This window comes from Reinekea thalattae (assembly GCF_008041945.1).
GTDB classification, from domain to species: Bacteria; Pseudomonadota; Gammaproteobacteria; order Pseudomonadales; family Natronospirillaceae; genus Reinekea; species Reinekea thalattae.
The window spans coordinates 1,130,216-1,151,207 of record NZ_VKAD01000001.1; the positions used below are offsets into that span (position 1 = coordinate 1,130,216).

At 47.0% G+C, this 20,992-nt stretch carries 17 protein-coding genes; 9 read left to right on the forward strand and 8 right to left on the reverse strand.

Features of this window, described 5'->3' with window-relative positions:
* Nucleotides 1-21: 21 nt before the first annotated feature.
* The gene (aceE, locus tag FME95_RS05180; protein WP_147713343.1) at nt 22-2,682 is read left to right on the forward strand and encodes a pyruvate dehydrogenase (acetyl-transferring), homodimeric type; all 2,661 of its coding nucleotides are present in this window, start codon (nt 22-24) and stop codon (nt 2,680-2,682) included.
* Between the two features lie 23 nt (nt 2,683-2,705).
* Complete coding sequence (locus tag FME95_RS05185) at nt 2,706-4,583, forward strand: 2-oxo acid dehydrogenase subunit E2 (RefSeq protein ID WP_147713344.1); 1,878 nt, start codon at nt 2,706-2,708, stop codon at nt 4,581-4,583.
* Nucleotides 4,584-4,782: 199 nt separating this feature from the next.
* Here the strand turns inward: FME95_RS05185 and FME95_RS05190 are convergent, their stop codons facing one another.
* Complete coding sequence (locus FME95_RS05190; protein ID WP_147713345.1) at nt 4,783-5,151, reverse strand: hypothetical protein; 369 nt, start codon at nt 5,149-5,151, stop codon at nt 4,783-4,785.
* Between the two features lie 17 nt (nt 5,152-5,168).
* A complete protein-coding gene (locus tag FME95_RS05195) occupies nt 5,169-6,083 on the reverse strand; it encodes an AraC family transcriptional regulator (RefSeq protein ID WP_147713346.1) in 915 nt (304 codons plus the stop codon).
* A 330-nt stretch (nt 6,084-6,413) separates the two neighbouring features.
* On the opposite strand from FME95_RS05195, the gene FME95_RS05200 reads away from it, so the two are divergent.
* The gene (locus FME95_RS05200; RefSeq protein WP_147713347.1) at nt 6,414-7,364 is read left to right on the forward strand and encodes an SDR family oxidoreductase; all 951 of its coding nucleotides are present in this window, start codon (nt 6,414-6,416) and stop codon (nt 7,362-7,364) included.
* A 148-nt stretch (nt 7,365-7,512) separates the two neighbouring features.
* On the opposite strand, the gene galU is transcribed toward FME95_RS05200, so the two are convergent.
* Complete coding sequence (gene galU / locus FME95_RS05205) at nt 7,513-8,343, reverse strand: UTP--glucose-1-phosphate uridylyltransferase GalU (protein WP_147713348.1); 831 nt, start codon at nt 8,341-8,343, stop codon at nt 7,513-7,515.
* Nucleotides 8,344-8,570: 227 nt separating this feature from the next.
* On the opposite strand from galU, the gene rarD reads away from it, so the two are divergent.
* Both rarD and FME95_RS05215 read left to right on the forward strand, forming a co-directional pair.
* Nucleotides 8,571-9,491 carry an EamA family transporter RarD gene (gene rarD, locus FME95_RS05210; RefSeq protein WP_246109321.1) on the forward strand — a complete coding sequence of 307 codons (921 nt, stop codon included), beginning with the start codon at nt 8,571-8,573 and terminating at the stop codon, nt 9,489-9,491.
* A gap of 102 nt (nt 9,492-9,593) precedes the next feature.
* Nucleotides 9,594-10,388 (forward strand): NRDE family protein, encoded by a 795-nt coding sequence (locus tag FME95_RS05215; RefSeq protein ID WP_147713349.1) that lies wholly within the window; start codon nt 9,594-9,596, stop codon nt 10,386-10,388.
* Nucleotides 10,389-10,474: 86 nt separating this feature from the next.
* Here FME95_RS05215 and rng read toward each other — a convergent pair whose 3' ends face one another.
* The 5 genes from rng to FME95_RS05240 form a co-directional block, all read right to left on the reverse strand.
* A complete protein-coding gene (rng, locus tag FME95_RS05220; RefSeq protein ID WP_147713350.1) occupies nt 10,475-11,935 on the reverse strand; it encodes a ribonuclease G in 1,461 nt (486 codons plus the stop codon).
* 57 nt (nt 11,936-11,992) lie between these two features.
* Complete coding sequence (locus tag FME95_RS05225) at nt 11,993-12,628, reverse strand: Maf family protein (RefSeq protein WP_147713351.1); 636 nt, start codon at nt 12,626-12,628, stop codon at nt 11,993-11,995.
* Nucleotides 12,628-13,119, reverse strand: a complete 492-nt coding sequence (gene mreD, locus FME95_RS05230) for a rod shape-determining protein MreD (protein WP_187265449.1) — start codon at nt 13,117-13,119, stop codon at nt 12,628-12,630. Before mreD ends, FME95_RS05225 begins: the two co-directional genes overlap by 1 nt.
* Nucleotides 13,112-13,948, reverse strand: a complete 837-nt coding sequence (mreC, locus tag FME95_RS05235; protein WP_342783522.1) for a rod shape-determining protein MreC — start codon at nt 13,946-13,948, stop codon at nt 13,112-13,114. Before mreC ends, mreD begins: the two co-directional genes overlap by 8 nt.
* 118 nt (nt 13,949-14,066) lie before the next feature.
* Nucleotides 14,067-15,104, reverse strand: coding sequence for a rod shape-determining protein (locus FME95_RS05240; protein ID WP_147713354.1), 1,038 nt, complete (start codon nt 15,102-15,104; stop codon nt 14,067-14,069).
* A 255-nt stretch (nt 15,105-15,359) separates the two neighbouring features.
* On the opposite strand from FME95_RS05240, the gene gatC reads away from it, so the two are divergent.
* The 4 genes from gatC to FME95_RS05260 all read left to right on the forward strand — a co-directional run bounded on the left by gatC (nt 15,360) and on the right by FME95_RS05260 (nt 20,991).
* A complete protein-coding gene (gene gatC / locus FME95_RS05245) occupies nt 15,360-15,647 on the forward strand; it encodes an Asp-tRNA(Asn)/Glu-tRNA(Gln) amidotransferase subunit GatC (protein WP_147713355.1) in 288 nt (95 codons plus the stop codon).
* A 10-nt stretch (nt 15,648-15,657) separates the two neighbouring features.
* Complete coding sequence (gatA, locus tag FME95_RS05250; RefSeq protein ID WP_147713356.1) at nt 15,658-17,118, forward strand: Asp-tRNA(Asn)/Glu-tRNA(Gln) amidotransferase subunit GatA; 1,461 nt, start codon at nt 15,658-15,660, stop codon at nt 17,116-17,118.
* Nucleotides 17,118-18,551 carry an Asp-tRNA(Asn)/Glu-tRNA(Gln) amidotransferase subunit GatB gene (gatB, locus tag FME95_RS05255; protein ID WP_147713357.1) on the forward strand — a complete coding sequence of 478 codons (1,434 nt, stop codon included), beginning with the start codon at nt 17,118-17,120 and terminating at the stop codon, nt 18,549-18,551. Before gatA ends, gatB begins: the two co-directional genes overlap by 1 nt.
* A 289-nt stretch (nt 18,552-18,840) precedes the next feature.
* Entirely contained in the window at nt 18,841-20,991 is a 2,151-nt protein-coding gene (locus tag FME95_RS05260) for an adenosylcobalamin-dependent ribonucleoside-diphosphate reductase (protein WP_147713358.1), read from the forward strand.
* Nucleotide 20,992: the final 1 nt, after the last annotated feature.

Sequence of the window (20,992 nt, forward strand, 5' to 3'; positions counted from 1 at the left end):
CGGGGATGAGGTTTAAACTCTATGGAACACGATTTAGATCCAATCGAAACACAGGAATGGCTTGATGCACTGGCTTCAGTTGTCCGTGAAGAAGGTAGTGATCGAGCTCAATTCTTGCTCAAGCGTCTATCAGACCAAGCTACGCATTCTGGAGAAGGCGTACCTTTTGCTATTAATACACCCTTCCGTAACACCATCGGTTTGGAAGACGAACCAAAATACCCTGGCGACAATGCGCTAGAGCGTAAAATTCGCTCAATGATTCGTTGGAATGCTGTTGCTATGGTTGTTAAAGCCAACAAGTCTGGCGATGACCTAGGTGGCCACATCTCAAGCTTCCAATCATCTGCGACGCTTTACGACATAGGTTTCAACCACTTCTGGAGAGCGCCAACAGCGACGCACCCAGGCGACATGGTTTACTTCCAAGGTCACATTTCTCCGGGTATTTATGCGCGTTCTTATGTTGAAGGCCGCTTAACGGATGACCAGCTTAATAACTTCCGTCGTGAAGTTGATGGCCAAGGTCTTTCTTCTTACCCACACCCTTGGTTAATGCCTGACTACTGGCAGTTCCCAACCGTATCTATGGGTCTAGGTCCGATCCAAGCGATCTACCAAGCGCACGTCATGCGTTACCTAGAAAACCATGAGAAAATTGAAAAAGGCGGCCGCGTCTGGGCATTCCTAGGCGATGGTGAAATGGATGAGCCAGAATCCTTAGGTGCTATTTCATTAGCCGGTCGTGAAAACCTAGACAACCTAAACTTTGTCATTAACTGTAACCTTCAGCGTCTTGATGGCCCTGTTCGTGGTAACGGCAAAATCATTCAAGAACTTGAAGGTATGTTCCGTGGCGCAGGCTGGAACGTAGTGAAAGTTGTTTGGGGTCGTCATTGGGACAAACTGTTTGCAGCAGACAAAAAAGGTCTACTGCAAAAACGTATGGACGAAGTTGTTGATGGTGAGCTACAGGCTTACAAATCTAACGGTGGCGCATACACCCGTGAACACTTCTTCGGCAAGTACCCTGAATTAGCAGAACTGGCTAAAGACCTATCGGACGAAGACATCTACCGCCTAAACCGTGGTGGTCACGATCCATACAAGGTTTACGCTGCGTTCAACCGTGCCGTTAACGACAACGGTGGTAAGCCAACCGTTATTCTTGCGCACACTGTGAAAGGCTACGGCATCGAAGCAGGCGAAGCGAAAAACATGACTCACTCACTGAAGAAACTTTCAGTAGATGATCTGAAAAAATTCCGCGACCTTTGTGAAGTGCCAATCAGCGATGAAGATCTAGATGCGGGCAAAATCCCGTTCTACCGTCCTGATGAAAACAGCCCAGAGATGCAATACATCCGCAATCGCCGCAACACGCTAGGTGGTTACTTACCAATCCGTCGTAAAAAAGCGGAAGGCAAGCTAACGGTTCCAACGCTTGAAAGCTTTGAAGCGATGACAAAAGAATCTGGCGATCGTGAAATCTCAACCACGATGAGCTTTGTTCGCGTATTGTCTTCTTTGATGAAAGACAAAGAAATTGGTAGCCGCATCGTACCTATCGTTCCTGACGAAGCTCGTACCTTCGGTATGGAAGGCATGTTCCGTCAGTTTGGTATCTACTCACCTTGGGGACAGACTTATATCCCTCAAGATAAGAGCCAAGTGATGTGGTACAAAGAAGACATCAAAGGCCAGATCCTTCAAGAAGGCATCAACGAAGCTGGTGCGATGAGTTCTTGGATTTCTGCAGCAACGTCTTACTCTAACTTTAACCACCAGTTAGTACCGTTCTACGTTTACTACTCAATGTTCGGTTTCCAACGTATTGGCGATCTTGCATGGGCAGCTGGCGACCTACAAGCACGCGGTTTCTTAATCGGTGCAACTTCTGGTCGTACAACTCTAAACGGTGAAGGTCTACAGCACCAAGACGGTCACAGCCACATTTTAGCGGGTACCATCCCTAACTGTGTGACTTACGATGCTACTTACGGCTACGAAGTTGCGACCATTATTCAAGATGGTCTGAAGCGTATGGTTGAAGATCAAGAAGACGTCTTCTACTACCTAACGACTCTAAACGAGAACTACACACACCCAGGTTTGAAACCAGAAATGGTTGAAGGCATTAAGAAGGGTATGTACCTGTTCGAAGAAGATAAGAAGAAAGCGAAGCAGCCTACAGTTCAGCTTTTAGGTTCTGGCTCAATCATGCAAGAAGTTCGTGCAGCCGCTGAAATCTTACGTTCTGAGTACAAGGTTAACGTTGATATCTGGGCAGTGACCAGCTACAACGAATTGACTCGTGAAGGTCTAGACGCTGATCGTGAAAACCTTCTTAACCCAGAAGCAGCACCTCGTGAAGCTTACGTGACTCAACTATTAAAAGACCGTGAAGGTCCTGTTGTATCGTCAAGTGACTACATGAAGAATTACGCTAACCAAATCCGCAAATGGGTTCCAGGTACTTATGAAGTATTGGGTACAGATGGTTTTGGCCGAAGTGATTCACGCGCTAAGCTACGTCACTTCTTCGAAGTCGATCGTAACTGGGTCACTGTTGCTGCATTGAAAGCACTTGCAGATGACGGTGCCATTAAAGCGTCGGTGGTATCCGAAGCGATCAAGAAGTTTGATCTTGATATGAACAAACCAAACCCAATGACAGTGTAATTGTCCCGTTAGGAGTCTTATAAATGGCAACTGAAATTATAAAAGTTCCCGATATCGGCATGGACAGCGCTACCTGTATTGAGGTGAGTGTAAAAGTCGGTGATGTGATCAGTGAAGACGATACCATCATCGTCCTAGAGTCCGACAAAGCATCAATGGACGTGCCTGCTCCAGCAGCAGGCAAGGTTACTGAGATTAAAATCAATGAAGGCGACAGCGTTTCTGAAGGCGATGACCTTATTGTCTTAGAAATCGAAGGTGGCGCTGCCACTGCTGAAGCTCCGGCGGCTGCACCTGCAGCAGCCGAAGCACCTGCGGCTCCTGCTGCAGGCGGCGCTGTTGAAGAAATCAAAGTGCCTGACATTGGTATGGACAGCGCAACGATCATCGAAATTTCGGTGAAAGTTGGCGACGTACTCAGTGAAGACGACACCATCGTCGTACTTGAAAGCGACAAGGCCTCTATGGATGTGCCTGCGCCTAAAGGCGGTGAAGTTGTTTCCATTAAAGCTTCAGAAGGCGACAGCGTCTCTGAAGGTGCGGTATTAATTGAGCTGAAAACAGCAGCATCAGGCGCTAAAGGTGCTCCGGTTGCTGAACCTTCTGCTCCACAAAATGCAGCACCAGGCGCGACTGCACCGGCAACGTCTAGCAGCGAAGAAGTGAAAGTACCAAACATTGGTATGGACAGCGCTAAGATCATTGAGATCTCAGTTAAACCTGGCGATATGGTTGCTGAAGAAGACACCATCATCATTCTAGAATCTGACAAAGCTTCTATGGATGTACCTTCCCCAATCGCGGGCGAAGTGTTGGCTGTTAAAGTCAACGAAGGTGATGAAGTTTCTGAAGGTCATCTTATCCTTACGATTAAACCAGAAGGCACGTCAGCAGCTGCACCCGCTGCGGCGCCAGCACCAGCTGCTGCTGCCCCATCCGCTCCTGCTGCAGCAAAACCTGCCGCGGCACCGGCTAAGATGGCTGATGACATCAAGCCAAGCAAAAACGTTCACGCAGGCCCTGCTGTTCGTCGCTTAGCTCGTGAATTCGGTGTTGATCTAGGCTTAGTACCTGGTTCTGGCCCTCGTGGACGCATCATTAAAGATGACGTTGCTAACTGGGTTAAAAACCGTCTACAAGAGCCGACTAACCCTGCTGCAGGCGCTGGTCTACCGACTGTTCCTGATCAGGATTTCTCTAAGTTCGGCGATGTAGAAATCGTTGAAATGAGCCGTATTCAGCAACTAACTGCTGCAAACATGGTTCGTAACTCTTTGGTTATTCCAGCTGTTACTCAGTTTGATGAAGCCGACGTTACAGAAACAGAGAAGTTCCGTCAGTCACTGAAACCTGAAATGGAAAAACGTGGTACTAAGATCAGCCCACTGGCCTTTATTATTAAAGCCTGTGCATCTGCGTTGGTTGAATACCCGAACTTCAATGTTTCATTGATGGCCGATGGTAAGCGCTATGTGCAAAAACACTACGTCAATATTGGTCTAGCAGTTGATACACCAAATGGTTTGATTGTTCCTGTGATTAAAGATGCAGACAAAAAATCCGTATGGCAAATCGCTGAAGACATCATTGACTTTGCGAAGCGTGGACGTGAAGGCAAAGTTAAGCCTGCAGAAATGCAAGGCGGCTGTTTCACCGTATCTAGCCTTGGTGGCTTAGGCGGTACTGCCTTTACTCCAATCGTAAATGCACCAGAAGTTGCTATTCTGGGTATTTCTAAAAACGCTGTGAAACCTCATTGGACCGGTTCTGAATTTGTACCTCGTACATTCACACCGCTGTCGCTTTCATACGACCACCGTGCAATTAACGGTGCTGATGCAGCCAAGTTCACAACCTACCTAACTCAGGTTCTAGCCGACGTTCGTCGTTTAGTTCTGTAATAGGTTCGCGTTCATTAGGCGAGCAACTCGATGAGTTGCTATCGCCTAATACAAAAAAATCCAATGGTAGAGATACCATTGGATTTTTTTTGTCACTGAGAAAATAAAACCGACAATTCAGACTGTTTTTAAATTATTTTTTAATGCTTATAAGCTTTTCTAAAATAAATAACCCTACAGAAAACAACCTACTGTACGCCTAAGAACTGGCTTTAACATACCAATAAAATAACGGCACCAGTAAAACGATTTCGATAACAACATTTAACCATTGCTTAGCAACCGAGCCATCTAAAGCAATGCCCAATAGGCGCGCAATAAGAAAACCGATCATCAACATCGAAGCCGCTAGCGAGACTATCGCCTGCCACGTCATCACCGCAGGCGGGAAACAAAGCAATAGCCCTAAGCCAATCGGAACTCCCCACCAAATTCTTCGCTCTACCGCCTGAAAGATATCGGTTGGAACCGGCCGAGAACTGAGCCACTCAGGCTTGCACGCCAATGCAATTCCTGCCGCGATCAGTAATAGACCAATCAATTTAAACAACATACCAATAGTTATCATAGCGTTCCTTAAATTCGTTAGGCTGATTGCGCAGAGTAATCGCGTATCCATTGTTTAGGCGACTGACCATACATACGTTTAAATTCACGACTAAATTGAGACGAACTGACGTAACCAACATCCATCGCTGCGGAGCTAACATTCATGCCATCAGCAATTTTAATCGCTGCGCTATTGAGCCGCATCGACTTAACAAACTGGATCGGCGACAAACGGGTAGCCTGTTTAAATTTTCGATGAAAAACTGCTCGGCTCATACCAACCTGCGCGGCAATACGATCGATGCTGACCGATTCATCAAGATGGCTAGAAAGGTAGTTAATCGCTCGTGCAATCTCATTGCCAACACCAAAGGCTTGCTTTACTGAAGCGCCTGATGCGCCCTTTAAGATGGCGTAATACAACTCGCGTAGGCGACTGCTACCGAGCACCGCTTTATCCGTATCGTTATCTAGCAGCAATAGCCGATACAGTGCATCGGCAAAACCCATGTCCCAATCACTGGCAACAACACTTTGCGCAATAACGCTGGCGCTCGGCCGACGAATCGTCGCTGCGGCATTATCCATTTCTAACGACAACTCGCTCATCAGTCGGGTATCAAGACTAATATAAACCCCCAACAGTGGATGATCGGGTGAAGCATCGGGCGCTCCGGCTTCGACTGGCGTTGGCATGGTGCAACAAAAATACTGATCGCTGCTGTACAGATGCCGCTGGCCATCTAAGATAGCCTCCTTGGTGCCCGATAAAATAACCGTCACCGAAGGCTCATACACGGCTGGCGCGCAACGTACGGCGTCGGTTACACGAAACAGCTGCACGCCTTGAATACCGGTTTCTATTAAACCCTCATCAACGGCATGCTCTTCGAGCCACTGCGCTATCTGCTGTTTAAGCACCTGATGCTTATTTCCTTGTTGTCTGCTCATTGCTGGTTAGCCACTTAGTAATTGAATCTGTCGTTATTAATCGATACATTCAGCTTAATCTCGAATATGCCGTTATTCAACAGAACGATACAAATAGGCAATTTTTAGCGATTATTACGCCTATTTATTGCCAATCCTGACAACTATAGTCCTCTTCATAGCAATCTACTCACAACCGCACAATTACTTTATTCCGGTAAATGCTTTGATCCGGCAAATGCTGTGCACCGGTAAATGCTTTGATCCGGTGAACATTTGAACCCAATGAATACTGTGCTTGTGCGGATAGACGTTACTTCATAGATAGGCAACGATTAGGAACTAAAGACCATGACAACTAAAAATCCGTTTGGCGCTAAAGGCTGGACACCTGAACGACTCAACTCTCTGACTGGTAAAACCTACGTCATCACTGGTGCGAATACCGGCGCAGGTTTTCAGGCCGCGCGCTTACTGCTCTCTAAAGGCGCAACGGTTGTAATGCTAAACCGTAACGAATACAAATCGACCGCCGCCATTTCTGCGTTAAAGCAAGAATTCGGCGCTGACGCCGATGTTAGTTTTATTCTTATGGATCTAGCCGACCTCTCCTCTGTACGCAAAGCCGCAATAGAAGTTCTTGAAACACAATCGCGCATTGATGCACTGATCTGCAATGGCGCTATTGCGCAAATTGCGAAACAGGAATTCACCAAAGACGGCTTTGAAAGTCAGCTAGGCGTTAACCATTACGGCCATTTTTTACTGTGCGGCATACTGTTCGAACGGATAGACGAATCAAAGGGACGCATCGTTGTTGTCGCTAGCGAAGGCTATAAGATGGGTTTAAAAACAATTCAGTTCGACGATATGAACTGGGACAACAACTATCACCCCAACAAAACTTACTGCCATAGTAAGTTGGCGCAAATGATGTTTGCTTACGAACTGCAAAATAAAGTCGAGCTATATAATAAGTCGGTAAAGGTTTACGTTTGTCATCCCGGTGCCTCGAACACCTCATTGATCGACAACAAAGCCAGTTGGGCAACAAGGTTTACATGGTCAATCATGGTGAAGCTAGGCATCGCTCAAACCGCAGAACGTGGCTCATACCCTGAAGTCATGTGTGCAACTGAAACCGAGCTTAAACAACTTGCTTACTATGGCCCAACAGGTTTAATGAATTTTGGTGGCCCCGTTGGCGAATGTAAGCTTGAATCCTTTGCACTCGACAGCAAGGTTGGTGACAAACTCTGGTCTCTTTCAGAACAACAAACAGCTTTTGAGTGGAGCTTTTAATTCGGCCCTATTGCATCGCAGTAGAAAGCAAAGCCATAGAGAGCCTAACCTAGATTAATCTACAGACAAAAAAATAAGGCCTTCGTAATGAAGGCCTTATTTTCAGTTAACGTCTATAGATGAAGTCTGAATAGCGACCTATAGAGTTTTATTCTTTATAAATATTTTCAAAGCAGTAGTTCGTCGCTTCAACAAAGCCTTCAACCGAACCGCAGTCAAAACGCTTACCTTTAAAACGATAAGCCATAACAACACCGTCTTGCGCTTGAGTCTTCAAGGCATCGGTTAATTGGATCTCATCGTTTTTACCCGGAGGTGTTTCTTTAATGATGTCAAAGATATCCGGCGTTAAGATGTATCGACCAATCACCGCAAGGTTACTTGGCTCAGTGCCCTTCTCTGGCTTTTCAACCATGTCGGTAACACGATAAACACCGTCTTTCATTTCTTCGCCAGCAATCACACCATACTTATGGATTTCATCTTCTGGCACTTCCATAACCGCAACAATAGAGCAACGGAACTGCTTATGAACCTTAACCATTTGCGCTAGAACATTGTCTTCGCCTTCTTCGGTGACACAGAGGTCATCGGCAAGTACAACGCCAAAAGATTCATTACCTACTAGAGTTTCACCGGCCAAAATCGCATGGCCTAAGCCTTTCATTTCTTTTTGTCGAGTATAAGAAAAAACGCCCTCATCCATTAGCATTCGGATTGAGTCGAGGTACTTTTCTTTAGAAGAGCCATTAATTTGATGCTCTAACTCATAAGAAATATCGAAGTGATCTGCAATTGCACGCTTACCACGGCCAGTAATAAAGCCAACGTAGTTCAGACCTGCGTTAATAGACTCTTCAACTCCGTACTGCACCAAGGGCTTATTAACAATTGGCAACATCTCTTTTGGCAATGCTTTTGTCGCCGGTAAAAACCGAGTGCCGTATCCGCCGACAGGGAATAAACATTTACGTATCATTCAGAACGTCCTTCTTTTAAAATAGCGTCTTAATAACGAGGTGTTATGGGTTAAGCAAAATCCCCACCACTTTCTGCACTTTAACATGGTCGAGTTGACAAGTTCAAAGTGTGTCTATGCCTTTGCTTTCACTGAGTTTATGACACTCGTGTGAATATTAGGTTACAAGTGATTGATTTTATTCACATTTCTACCTTTCTATCATGCTCTAAATCAGGAATCGTTAGATGATGAACAAAGAGACTAAAGACGGCATTAGTCTAGCCTTAGGTGCCTACGGATTGTGGGCTGTCGCACCGATCTATTTCAAATGGGTGAGCGACATCGATGCCATTGCCATTTTATCGCACCGTGTTATCTGGTCTTTTGTTTTAGTGATGATGCTTATATTTTTGCTGCGCCGCTGGCAGCCGGTCGTGCAAGCACTGGCCAACCGACGAACACGCCGAGGCTTAATTTTATCCACCCTTCTCATCGGTGGTAACTGGGGTGTTTTTATCTGGGCAGTGAACAACAACCATATGCTCAGCGCTTCACTGGGTTATTACATCAACCCACTGTTCAATATCTTACTTGGCTTTTTATTTTTTAAAGACCGGCTCGATCCCATAAAAAAAATGGCGGCCATTATGTGTTTAGTGGCGGTCTCTATCGAGATTTATCACTTTGGCGAATTGCCTTGGGTTGCGCTAGCGCTGGCAATTTCTTTCGGCCTTTATGGGCTTATTCGTAAAACCATTGCTGTCGACAGCTTTGTCGGCATGACGATAGAAACAGGCCTATTGCTGCCAATGAGTATCGGCTATTTATGGCTGGTACCCAGTGCAACACCGGCGGCAGAAACCGATGCCTGGCTCTACCTTAAACTGTTTTTAGCTGGCCCTATTACCATGGCACCATTGTTGTGCTTTGCCGGCGCCGCCAATCGAATTTCGCTAACCGCATTGGGCTTTTTCCAATACATTGGCCCCAGCGGTATGTTCTTATTGGCGATCTTTGTTTATGGCGAGCCACTTTCCAGTGAAAAACTACTCACCTTTGTGGTGATCTGGTCAGCATTGGCACTCATCATCTGGGATAACATCCGTAAATTAAGACGGCAAAAACTGGATCAGCAAAAACTAAACCAGCAAAAGGCGGTCTATTGAGACTATAACGAGTTAGTTTTCTTTATTGCTAATTGTCTTTAATAGCGATTAGAAACACACTCAATAGAAATACACTCAAAGAGAACAGAGGTCTTTTGCTTCATGTGTTTAGCGGTTTTTTCTTGGCAGCCCGGTGCCGACTCTGTATTGCAGTTAGTCGCGAATCGTGACGAGTTTAGAGCGCGGCCCACATCAGCCATGCATTGGTGGCCAGACAACACTATTCTCGCAGGCAAAGATGAAGTTGCTGGCGGCTCTTGGTTAGGCGCCAATAAGCTAGGACACTTTGCCCTACTGACCAACATTCGGCCTGGCTTTATTGGCTATCAAGCAACAAGAAGTCGCGGTGATCTGGTACGTAACTTTTTAAGCTATCAATTAAATAGTACGCAATTAAGTAGCCCGCAATTAACCAGCACACAGTCTATTGAGCAATATCACCAGTCTGTTATCACTGAAATAGAGGCTTACGGCGGCTTTAATCTATTGCTTGGCGACGGTGAGCGACTGTTTTGGTTTAGCTCGACCAACCCTCAAGGTCGCTGGCTAGAAGCCGGTATCTATGGCTTATCGAACGACAGCCTAGATACACCCTGGCCAAAAACAGAATTAGCGAAACAGCAAATGCAGGCCTTTTTAGATTCGGGCAAAACCACGCTGCAACAGTCCGAAATCCTTACCTCGACAACTGTCTTTGCTGATCACCAATTGCCTAAAACGGATGTACCGATTGAGTGGGAAAGAAAAGTTTCTGCGCAGACCATTACCGATGAGCAATACGGTACACGCTGCCGAACCTATCTTGATTGGCGCAACGCTAGATTTAATATCACAGAACAACAGATCGACAGCCAAGCGAACATCAGCGCTGAAGCGAACTATCTAATCGAGGTTTAATAAACTAAAGTTCAGCAGCTCAACGATACTAAGCTGCAACGTTAGAATAAATTAAGTTGAATTGGATTGGATTGGATTGGATTAAGTTACTGCAAGATGACATCGAACTGCTCTTGCGTATACATCGGCTCAACCTGAAAACGGATTGGTTTGCCGATAAATTCTTCCAAGTCGGCAACGTTAGAAGACTCTTCATCAAGCAATCGATCGATCACTTGCTGATTAGCCAGCACCAAATATTGATCGTTATTATAAGCCCGCTCTTCACGTAAAATTTCGCGGAAGATTTCGTAACACACCGTCTGCGATGTTTTTAACATGCCGCGCCCTTGGCAAACCGAGCAGGCTTCGGTTAAGACCTGTTCCAAACTTTCTCTGGTGCGTTTACGCGTCATTTCAACCAGACCCAATTCAGACACACCGGTCACCTTACTTTTGGCGTGATCGCGCTCTAAACTTTTTTCTAGCATTCGGTGCACTTGGCGACGATGCTCTTCGTCATCCATATCGATAAAATCGAGAATGATAATGCCGCCCAAATTACGCAGCCGAAGCTGACGGCAAATTGCAGTCACCGCTTCTAAGTTGGTTTTGAAAATGGTTTCTTCTAAATTTCGATGGCCGACAAATGCACCGGTATTAACATCAATCGTAGTCATTGCCTCGGTTTGATCGATAATCAAATAACCGCCCGACTTAAGCTCAACTTTACGGCTGAGCGCTCGTTGAATTTCATCCTCAACAGAATACAGATCAAAAATTGGCCGCTCACCGGGATAGTTTTCAAAACAATCAACCACCTCTGGCGTGTACTTAGTGACAAACTCAACCACCTTGGTAAAGGTTTCTTTCGAGTCAATGCGGATACGCTCAACATCGGCGCGCACCAAATCACGGGCGACTCGTAAATACAGCGGTAAGTCTTCATAGATAACACTGGCAGGCTTATTCGATTGCATGCGCTCTTCCAGTACACGATAAACCCGGCGCAAATAATTCATATCCGATTGAATTTCGCTCAAGCCAATACCTTCGGCTGCTGTGCGTAAAATAAAGCCGCCCTTATCGATACCTTCGGAGTCTTTTGCCGACTCAATAGCTTGTCGTAAGCGCTCACGCTCATCATTGCCTTCGATACGCTGTGAAATGCCAATATGATCCGTGCTTGGCATATACACCAAGTAACGCGACGGAATCGACAAAGCCGTGGTCAGCCGCGCACCTTTGGTACCGATAGGGTCTTTAATCACCTGAACAATGAGTGTCTGGCCTTCTCGCACCAGCATCTGAATGGTTTTATGGTTTTCATTATCGGCTCGGCTAATGTCGATATCCGATGCATGAATAAAGGCGGCACGCTCTAAACCGATATCAACAAAGGCCGCCTGCATACCTGGCAGTACGCGCAACACCTTGCCTTTGTAGATATTGCCAACCAGACCGAGCGTCTGGCTACGTTCGATATAGACTTCCTGAACGGACCCATTTTCAACCAGCGCGACGCGCGTTTCCATGGGAGTTACGTTCACTAATATTTCAGAAGCCATGTCGATACCTGTTTGTTTATCGGCCAGAATAAGCTTGGCCTAATTGTAGATCTCTAGCTAGGTTAACTGCAGCTCACCATGCCAAAGAGGGATGTCAGCCTGAGTTAACAATTTGGCGGTTTGATGAATTGGCAAACCCACAACAGCACTATAGCTGCCTGTGATTTGTTCAATAAACACCGATGCCAACCCCTGAATACCATAACCACCGGCTTTATCTAAAGGTTCACCCGTGTGCCAGTAAGCCTTTATTTGCGACTCAGTCAAATGGCTGAAGCAAACCTCGGTGCTGACACAGTCGCTGTAAACATGATGATTAGAAACCAAGGCGATTGCGGTCAGTACGCAATGGCTGCGACCTGAAAGTAATTGCATCATCGAGTAAAAATCATCTTGATCAACTGGCTTGCCAAGAATTTTTCCGTCGACAACGACCGCCGTATCAGAGCCTAACACCCAGCGCTGTTCGGTTGACTGTTCTAGTGCCTGTTCGGTTGTCTGTTTGAATGTCGGTGCCGCCGCCAACACAGCCTTAGCTTTTTCTAACGCCAAGCGTTGTACATAGGCTTCTGCTTGCTCTTGCGGCAATACAGATTCATCGATATCGGCAGCGAAAATATCAAACTCGACCCCCAAACTGGCAAGTAGCTCCTGCCGTCTGGGTGATTGAGACGCTAAAATCAACTGCGCCATTACTGCACTCGAATTTTGTCTTTCAGCAGACTGGTCAAGCCATAAACCCATGGCCAACAGATCGCAGACGTCAGTGCAGGCCAAATATGAACCTGCCCAGCAATGGTCGACATCATCGCACCTTTAAGCCAAGCAGCAACTAAGTGAGTAATCGCTATGGCTAAGAAGATGATCATAGCCTGCTGTGCAATGGGGTACATCTTTAAACGCACATGCAGTAATAGGATGGTGTAAGCCAAGCAGGCAAAAACAACGCTGTATAGGCCTAACGGTGTACCGACTAAGGTGTCGTACAACAGGCCGACACCAAAGCTCACCAAAATACCAAAGCGCTCTGGCAATACCAGCACCCAAAATACAATCATTAAGCCGACCCAATCCGGGCGCGCAATTTCAAATCGGCCAGGTAATGGAATGGCGGCAAAATAAAATGCTATAAAAAAGGTAATGGGGATAAACCAAAGACCAGAACTGGCTTTCCTATTATTCATCATCAGGCTCCTTCTGAAACACCATCAGTAGGCTGCGCGACTGGCCCAAATGAGCCAAAGGTTTTACCTTAATATTAGCGAACGCTGTACCGGGGTCGTGCTCAACACTGACGACTTCAGCAACCGGATAGCCTTCAGGGAATAAACCGCCTAAACCGGAGGTCACCAATAGATCGCCAATTTGTACATCGGCGGTATTGGTCATGTATTCCATTTCTAGCAGATCAAGATTACCGGTGCCGGTAACAACACTGCGAATACCATTGCGATTAACATAGACAGGCACCGCAAAGTTTACGTCGGCAACCAGTGCTACTCGCGAAGTGAGTGAGTCCACCTGCACGACAACGCCAAATAAGCCATAGGCGTCGACCACAGCTTGGCCTAAATAAACACCGTCTTGGGCGCCTCGATTAACAATCACTTGAATGGTAAAAGGGTCTGGGTCAACACTGATCAGTTCGGCCGTCATGACCTCACTTTCAAGGCGAGCAGTTGCATCAAGCAGTCGTCTTAGCCGCTCGTTCTCAGCTTCTAAAACAGATAGCTGCTGTACCTTTTGCTGCAATATAAGAATTTGGCTGCGAGCGCGTCGGTTAGTTTCGAGCAGCTCATTACGCTCAGAAAAGGTCTCAGTCGACCACGTCATTACCTCACCTGGCAGCGAGACAAGCGACTGAACAGGCGAAATAAGATAAGACAACGATTGGCGCAAAAAACTGATTCGATCAAAACGAACATCGAGCACAATCAGGGCTAAAGACAGGATAACAACACCGGCAAATCGATAACCATGCGCTGGCCCGGCTATAAAGAGTGTTTTATTAATGGCTCATTCCCCTAGCATCGGAAACACAGTCACGTACAACTCTGAATAAACGCTTGGTCGATACAGATGCAGCATAAACACTCATTGCATTGACCTACCAAGCGAGACTCTCAGAACGTTACTCAGCACTTAAAAATTCAAAGGTGCTTTCGTCCATCATTTCTAATGCACGGCCGCCGCCACGAGCAACACAGGTCAATGGATCTTCTGCGATCAACACAGGTAGACCTGTTTCTTCGGTTAGCAAACGGTCGATATCACGTAACAAAGCACCACCGCCGGTTAATACTAGGCCGGACTCTGCAATATCAGAAGCCAATTCCGGTGGCGTTTGCTCTAGGGCACCTTTCACCGCCTGAACAATCGCAGATAGGCTTTCTTGCAATGCTTCAAGCACTTCGTTGCTGTTCAGTGTAAAGCTACGCGGAATACCTTCGGCAAGGTTACGACCACGAACATCAATTTCGCGAATCTCAGTGCCTGGGTATGCACAGCCAATTTCAATTTTAACGCGCTCTGCCGTCGCTTCACCGATCAACGAGCCATAATTACGGCGGATATAAGAAACAATCGCTTCATCAAAACGGTCACCACCAACACGGACCGACTCGCTGAATACAATACCGTTTAGCGAGCTGACCGCAATTTCAGTGGTACCACCACCGATATCAACAACCATCGAGCCGCGTGCTTCTTCAACAGGCAGTCCCGCACCAATCGCCGCAGCCATTGGTTCTTCAATTAGGTAAACTTCACGAGCACCGGCACCATAAGCAGACTCACGAATCGCTTTACGTTCAACCTGAGTCGATTTACAGGGCACACACACCAATACGCGAGGGCTTGGCGTGAACCAGCTGTTTTCGTGTACTTTGGTAATAAAGTGCTGAAGCATTTTTTCTGTAACATGAAAGTCAGCAATAACACCGTCTTTCATTGGACGAATTGCTTGGATCGTTCCAGGCGTACGACCTAACATGCGTTTTGCGTCTTCACCAACCGCTGCCACTTCACGCTGGTTACCATTTATGCGCACCGCAACAACGGAAGGTTCATTAAGGACAATATCTCGATCTCGAACATAAATAAGAGTATTCGCCGTACCTAAATCGATCGACAAATCACTTGAAAATAAACCACGTATTTTTTTAAACATTTTTTAATCGCTTAAGCAGAAGGTGACTAATAAGGAACAGCCCAGAAATGTATCAATGGCGGGGATTTTGGGCAAGGAGTAAATGTGATAACGTATACTGCATTCAAAGGTTTTTTACTAAATTGAGCACTAAACAACCACAGTCGCTCATTTTCTAGCCAAAAACAACTGTATCACTGCTCGAAATTTTGCCTGATAAGCCAGCGCTTATTTATTGGCGAGTCGAGCGCGTTAACGTAAAGGAGATTAACGGCCATGAGCCTAGATCGCTCTCAGGTTGAATCCGTTGCCAAACTGGCTCGGCTCAAAATCAGCGAAGCCGATATGCCCGACTACCTCAATAGTCTCAACAGCATTCTTGAACTTGTTGATAAAATGCAAGCTGTCGACACCACCGATGTTGAACCGCTTGCTAACCCACTCGACGCCGTACAGCGTTTACGCGCCGATGTCGTCACCGAGACGAATCAACGCGAAGCCCTTCAAGCAAATGCACCAGCCACCGAAGATGGCTTATTCCTCGTGCCCAAGGTTATTGAATAAGGTTTAATAGATGGAAAACAAAACGTTGAAACAACTGGCCGATGGTCTGTCATCGCGCGAGTTTTCGAGTGTCGAGCTCACCCAACACTATCTCGATAAAATTAATCGTTACGATGAGCAGCTTAATGCTTACATCACCGTAACCGACGAACAGGCACTAAGCGCAGCAAAGGCCGCCGACGAAAAGATTGCCAATGGCACCGCTAGCGCGTTAACCGGCCTGCCGATTGCCTATAAAGATCTTTTTTGTACTCAGGGTGTTCGCACCAGCTGTGGTTCTAAAATTTTAGATAACTTCGTTGCCCCCTATGAATCGACCGCGACTCAGAACCTAAACAGCGCTGGCATGGTTATGCTCGGCAAAACCAACTTGGATGAGTTCGCGATGGGCTCTTCTACTGAATCCAGCTTTTACGGCGCAACCAAAAACCCTTGGGATTTAAACGCCGTGCCGGGTGGTTCATCTGGTGGTTCTGCGGCAGCCGTTGCAGCAGATTTAGCGCCGGTTTCTTTGGGTACCGATACCGGAGGCTCGATTCGTCAGCCTGCGGCTTTTTGTGGCATCACTGGCTTAAAGCCGACTTACGGTCGCGTTTCTCGCTGGGGCATGGTCGCTTATGGCTCATCTTTAGACCAAGCCGGTCCAATGGCGCAAACCGCCGAAGATGCCGCCATGATTATGAATGCATTAGCAGGTTTTGACGCCAAAGACTCCACCTGCATGGACAAGCCAGTCGACAACTACATGGCCGACCTCAACAAGCCAATTAAAGGCTTGAAGATTGGCCTGCCGAAAGAATTTTTTGGCGACTCGCTCGACGCAGGCATTCGCGATGCCGTGATGCAGGCGGTTAAGCAACTTGAAGCCCAAGGCGCCATCATTAAAGAGATTTCGTTGCCACGCACCGAACTTGCTATTCCGGCTTACTACATCATTGCACCGGCAGAAGCCTCGACCAACCTGTCTCGCTTTGACGGCGTACGTTACGGCCACCGCTGTGACGACCCACAAGATCTTGCCGACATGTATATTCGCTCACGTTCTGAAGGTTTCGGCGATGAAGTTAAACGCCGTATTCTCGTGGGAACCTACGCACTATCTGCCGGTTATTACGATGCCTACTACCGCAAAGCACAGCAGTTGCGTCGTTTAATCAAACAGGATTTCCAAGCGGCCTTGGCCGATGTCGATGTTATTGCTGGCCCAACCACGCCATCACCGGCATGGAACATTGGTGCTAAAAACCAAGACCCGGTTGCCATGTACCTAGAAGATATCTACACCCTTTCGGTTAACCTTGCCGGTTTACCGGGCATGTCGATACCTTGCGGTATGCAAAACGGCTTACCAGTTGGCTTGCAAATCATCGGTAACTATTTCGATGAAGCAAAACTACTTAACATTGGCCATCAGTTCCAACAAGCAACCGATTGGCACACCCGCAAACCTACGTTAGGAGAAAGCAACTAATGCAATGGGAAACGGTGATCGGGTTAGAGGTTCACGTACAGCTTTCAACCCAAACAAAAATCTTTTCTGGTTCTAGCACCGCCTTTGGTGCCGAACCCAACACGCAAGCCAATGTCATTGACCTCGCTCTACCAGGTATTTTACCTGTGGTTAACGAACAGGCCGTCGCTAAAGCCGTAGCCTTTGGTTTGGCTATCGACGCGGAGATTGGTAAGAAGTCGTTTTTTGAACGCAAAAACTATTTTTACCCTGACTTACCAAAAGGCTACCAGACCACTCAGTTAGAAGCGCCTATCGTTGGCCCTGGCCATATTGATATCACGCTGCAAAACGGCGATAGCAAACGAGTTCGCATCCACCATGCTCACCTTGAAGAAGATGCCGGTAAATCGCTGCATGAAGACTTCCAAGGCATGACGGGCATCGACCTTAACCGTGCAGGCACGCCGCTGATCGAGATCGTTACCGAGCCGGATATGCGCAGCGCCGAAGAAGCAGTGGCTTTTGCTAAAAAGCTGCACAGCATCGTCACCGCTATTGGCATTGGCGATGGTGAAATGTCACAGGGCTCAATGCGATTCGACGTCAACATTTCAGTGCGCCCCAAAGGCCAAGAAGAATACGGCACCCGTACCGAAACCAAGAACCTAAACTCGTTTAAGTTCATGGAAGAAGCCATTGAGATGGAAGTTGAACGCCAGATCGATGTGCTCGAAGACGGCGGCTCTATCACCCAAGAAACACGACTGTATAACGGCGACAAAAAAACCGCCCGCGCTATGCGCAGTAAAGAAGAAGCTAACGACTACCGTTACTTCCCTTGCCCAGACTTACTGCCGATTGTATTGGATGATGACTACATCGATGACATCAAACAGTCGTTGCCTGAGTTGCCAGCGGCCAAAGAACAACGCTTTATTGAAGACTATAGCCTAACGCCATACGACGCTGGCGTACTCGCTGCGAATGCCGAGCTTGCACTCTATTTTGAGCAAGCAACAAAGGTTTGTGGCGATGCCAAATTAGCCGCCAACTGGTGTATGGGTGAAGTCGCCAAGCTGCTCAATCAACAAGAGCTCAGCGTTGCCGACTGCCCTATCGCTCCTGAAGATCTTGGCCTATTACTAACTCGCATTAAAGACGATACGATTTCGGGTAAAATCGCCAAACAGGTCTTCCAAGCAATGGCTGACGGTGAAGGCAATGCCGATCAAATCATCGAAGCCAAAGGCTTAAAACAGGTTACCGATACTGGCGCGATTGAAGCGATGGTTGATGAAATTATCGCCGCAAACCAAGCTCAGTTCGACGAGCTCAAAGCCGGTAAAGATAAACTGATGGGCTTCTTTGTTGGCCAGGTGATGAAAATCTCCAAAGGCCAAGCCAACCCAGGCCAAGTCAACAAGATCATCAAAAGCAAAATCTCCCAATAGTTTCAATTCGAAAAGCAGTTTCGATTTAAAAAATCGATCACTCAAATAGCCGACTAGCATCACTAGTCGGCTATTTTTTGCGCGCTCTGATCAGTTATCAATCGACAAAATGTGAACCGCCTCACTTGGCTAAAAAAATATTTTTTAAGCAACCCGCATGGTTAGTGGCATCTGCACATGTCAACTACATATAGTTAAAATATCGACTTTAACCACTACAGGTTGTGTTCTAAAATGCATTGCAACACAACCCCTGTACAAAACCGCTGACCCAAAGGACCTTCTTAACATGACGGGAAATACTCAACTGGAACGTGATAATTGCGTCAAAATCGATCATCAAGCTGCATCTATCGACATCTGGGATGCCAAATATCGTTTAAAAGACAGTCACGGCACTGCTGTCGATAAAGACATGCAAGCCACCTTTGCTCGTGTAGCTGAGGCATTATCTTCCGTCGAAACCGATAAGAAAAAACAAGACGAATGGAACAAGAAATTTTTATGGGCACTAGAAAACGGCGCGATACCAGCGGGTCGAATCGTTTCTAATGCCGGTGCGCTTGCACACAAGCCTGCAACATCGACCATTAACTGTACGGTTTCTGGCACCATTCACGACTCTATGGACGGCATTCTAGAAAAAGTCCACGAAGCGGGCCTAACATTAAAAGCCGGTTGCGGTATCGGTTATGAATTTTCTACCTTGCGACCACGTAACGCCTTTGTTTCGGGTGCCGGTGCCTACACTTCTGGCCCGTTATCCTTCATGGATATTTACGATCGCATGTGCTTTACCGTCTCCTCTGCAGGCGGCCGTCGTGGCGCGCAAATGGCAACTTTCGACATCAGCCACCCAGACGTTATCGACTTCATTCGCGCCAAGCGTGAAGACGGCCGCTTACGTCAATTTAACCTATCGCTATTGATCACTTCAGAATTTATGGAAGCGGTTAAAGACGACGGCGACTGGCCGTTAGTATTCCCAGTTTCAGAGTCCGAAGCCAAGCGCGACCAGCTCGATGTTAACGACCCAAACCAAGTCATCTGGAAGGACTGGCACGTTAAAGACGGCTACCTAACCAACGATGAAGACTTAGTCGCTTGCCGAGTTTACCGTGTCATTAAAGCGCGTAACCTGTGGAACGTGATCATGACATCGACTTACGACTTTGCAGAGCCAGGCTTCATCCTGATCGACAAGGTTAACGAGTACAACAACAACTGGTTCTGCGAAAAAATCCGCGCCACCAACCCTTGTGGCGAGCAGCCATTGCCACCTTACGGCAGCTGCTTATTAGGTTCGATCAACCTAACTCAATTTGTTGAGCAGCCTTTTACTGAGCACGCCAAATTCAATTGGGACAAATACCGTGAAGTTGTAAAAATCTTCACTCGTATGCTCGACAACGTTGTTGAAATTAACGGCTTACCGCTAGAAGGCCAACGCCGCGAAATTGAAAGCAAGCGCCGCCACGGCATGGGTTACCTCGGTTTAGGCAGCACCATCACCATGCTACAAATGAGCTATGGCGATAAAAACTCCGTGGCCTTTACCGAAGAAGTCACCAAAGCAATGGCCGTTGCCGGTTGGGAAACCGCCTTAGACCTAGCCAAAGAAAAAGGCCCTGCACCAATTATGGAGCAGACGTTCGAGATCACTCCAGAAATGGTTCGTCAGCGTCCAGAATTATTAAAAGACGGCTACCAAGTTGGTGACAAACTGCCCGGCAAAATTCTACACGCCAAGTACAGCCGTTACATGCAACAGCTGGCTGGCGCTGAGCCAGCGCTTGTCGACGAACTTGCAAAAGTTGGTGCCCGCTTTACGCACCACTCGTCTATTGCACCGACAGGCACCATCAGCCTTTCTATTGCTAACAACGCAAGTAACGGTATTGAGCCAAGCTTTGCTCACCATTACAGCCGTAACATTATTCGCGAAGGCAAAAAGAGCAAAGAGAAAGTCGATGTATTTTCTTATGAGCTACTGGCCTACCGTGAATTAATTAACGACAAAGCGATGCCGTTTAGCACCGATGAAGCCTCTAAACTGCCGGACTACTTTATTGCCGCAGACGATGTCACACCAAACCAGCACGTCGACATTCAGGCCGCATCGCAAAAATGGATTGACTCTTCGATCTCGAAAACCGCCAACGTACCAACGGATTACCCGTTCGAAGATTTCAAAGACATCTACCTGTACGCCTATCAGCAAGGTTTGAAAGGCTGTACAACCTTCCGCTTTAATCCAGAAGCCTTCCAAGGCGTATTGGTTAAAGAAGAAGATTTAGCAAACACCACCTATCGCTTTAACTTAGAAGATGGAACCACCTTAGAAGTTAAGGGTAACGAAGAAATTGAATACGACGGTGAAACACACACCGCCGCCAACCTATTCGACGCCCTAAAAGAAGGCTACTACGGTAAGTTTTAAG

Excerpts from the sequence above, each read along its gene's own strand:
- FME95_RS05225 (WP_147713351.1), bottom strand. The coding sequence starts at position 12,628 with ATGGCGCAGTTGATTTTAGCGTCTCAATCACCCAGACGGCAGGAGCTA.
- FME95_RS05185 (WP_147713344.1), top strand. The coding sequence starts at position 2,706 with ATGGCAACTGAAATTATAAAAGTTCCCGATATCGGCATGGACAGCGCT.
- FME95_RS05240 (WP_147713354.1), bottom strand. The coding sequence starts at position 15,104 with ATGTTTAAAAAAATACGTGGTTTATTTTCAAGTGATTTGTCGATCGAT.
- galU (WP_147713348.1), bottom strand. The coding sequence starts at position 8,343 with ATGATACGTAAATGTTTATTCCCTGTCGGCGGATACGGCACTCGGTTT.
- gatB (WP_147713357.1), top strand. The coding sequence starts at position 17,118 with ATGCAATGGGAAACGGTGATCGGGTTAGAGGTTCACGTACAGCTTTCA.
- gatA (WP_147713356.1), top strand. The coding sequence starts at position 15,658 with ATGGAAAACAAAACGTTGAAACAACTGGCCGATGGTCTGTCATCGCGC.
- mreD (WP_187265449.1), bottom strand. The coding sequence starts at position 13,119 with ATGAATAATAGGAAAGCCAGTTCTGGTCTTTGGTTTATCCCCATTACC.
- FME95_RS05215 (WP_147713349.1), top strand. The coding sequence starts at position 9,594 with ATGTGTTTAGCGGTTTTTTCTTGGCAGCCCGGTGCCGACTCTGTATTG.
- FME95_RS05190 (WP_147713345.1), bottom strand. The coding sequence starts at position 5,151 with ATGATAACTATTGGTATGTTGTTTAAATTGATTGGTCTATTACTGATC.
- FME95_RS05200 (WP_147713347.1), top strand. The coding sequence starts at position 6,414 with ATGACAACTAAAAATCCGTTTGGCGCTAAAGGCTGGACACCTGAACGA.
- rarD (WP_246109321.1), top strand. The coding sequence starts at position 8,571 with ATGATGAACAAAGAGACTAAAGACGGCATTAGTCTAGCCTTAGGTGCC.
- FME95_RS05195 (WP_147713346.1), bottom strand. The coding sequence starts at position 6,083 with ATGAGCAGACAACAAGGAAATAAGCATCAGGTGCTTAAACAGCAGATA.
- gatC (WP_147713355.1), top strand. The coding sequence starts at position 15,360 with ATGAGCCTAGATCGCTCTCAGGTTGAATCCGTTGCCAAACTGGCTCGG.
- FME95_RS05260 (WP_147713358.1), top strand. The coding sequence starts at position 18,841 with ATGACGGGAAATACTCAACTGGAACGTGATAATTGCGTCAAAATCGAT.
- rng (WP_147713350.1), bottom strand. The coding sequence starts at position 11,935 with ATGGCTTCTGAAATATTAGTGAACGTAACTCCCATGGAAACGCGCGTC.
- aceE (WP_147713343.1), top strand. The coding sequence starts at position 22 with ATGGAACACGATTTAGATCCAATCGAAACACAGGAATGGCTTGATGCA.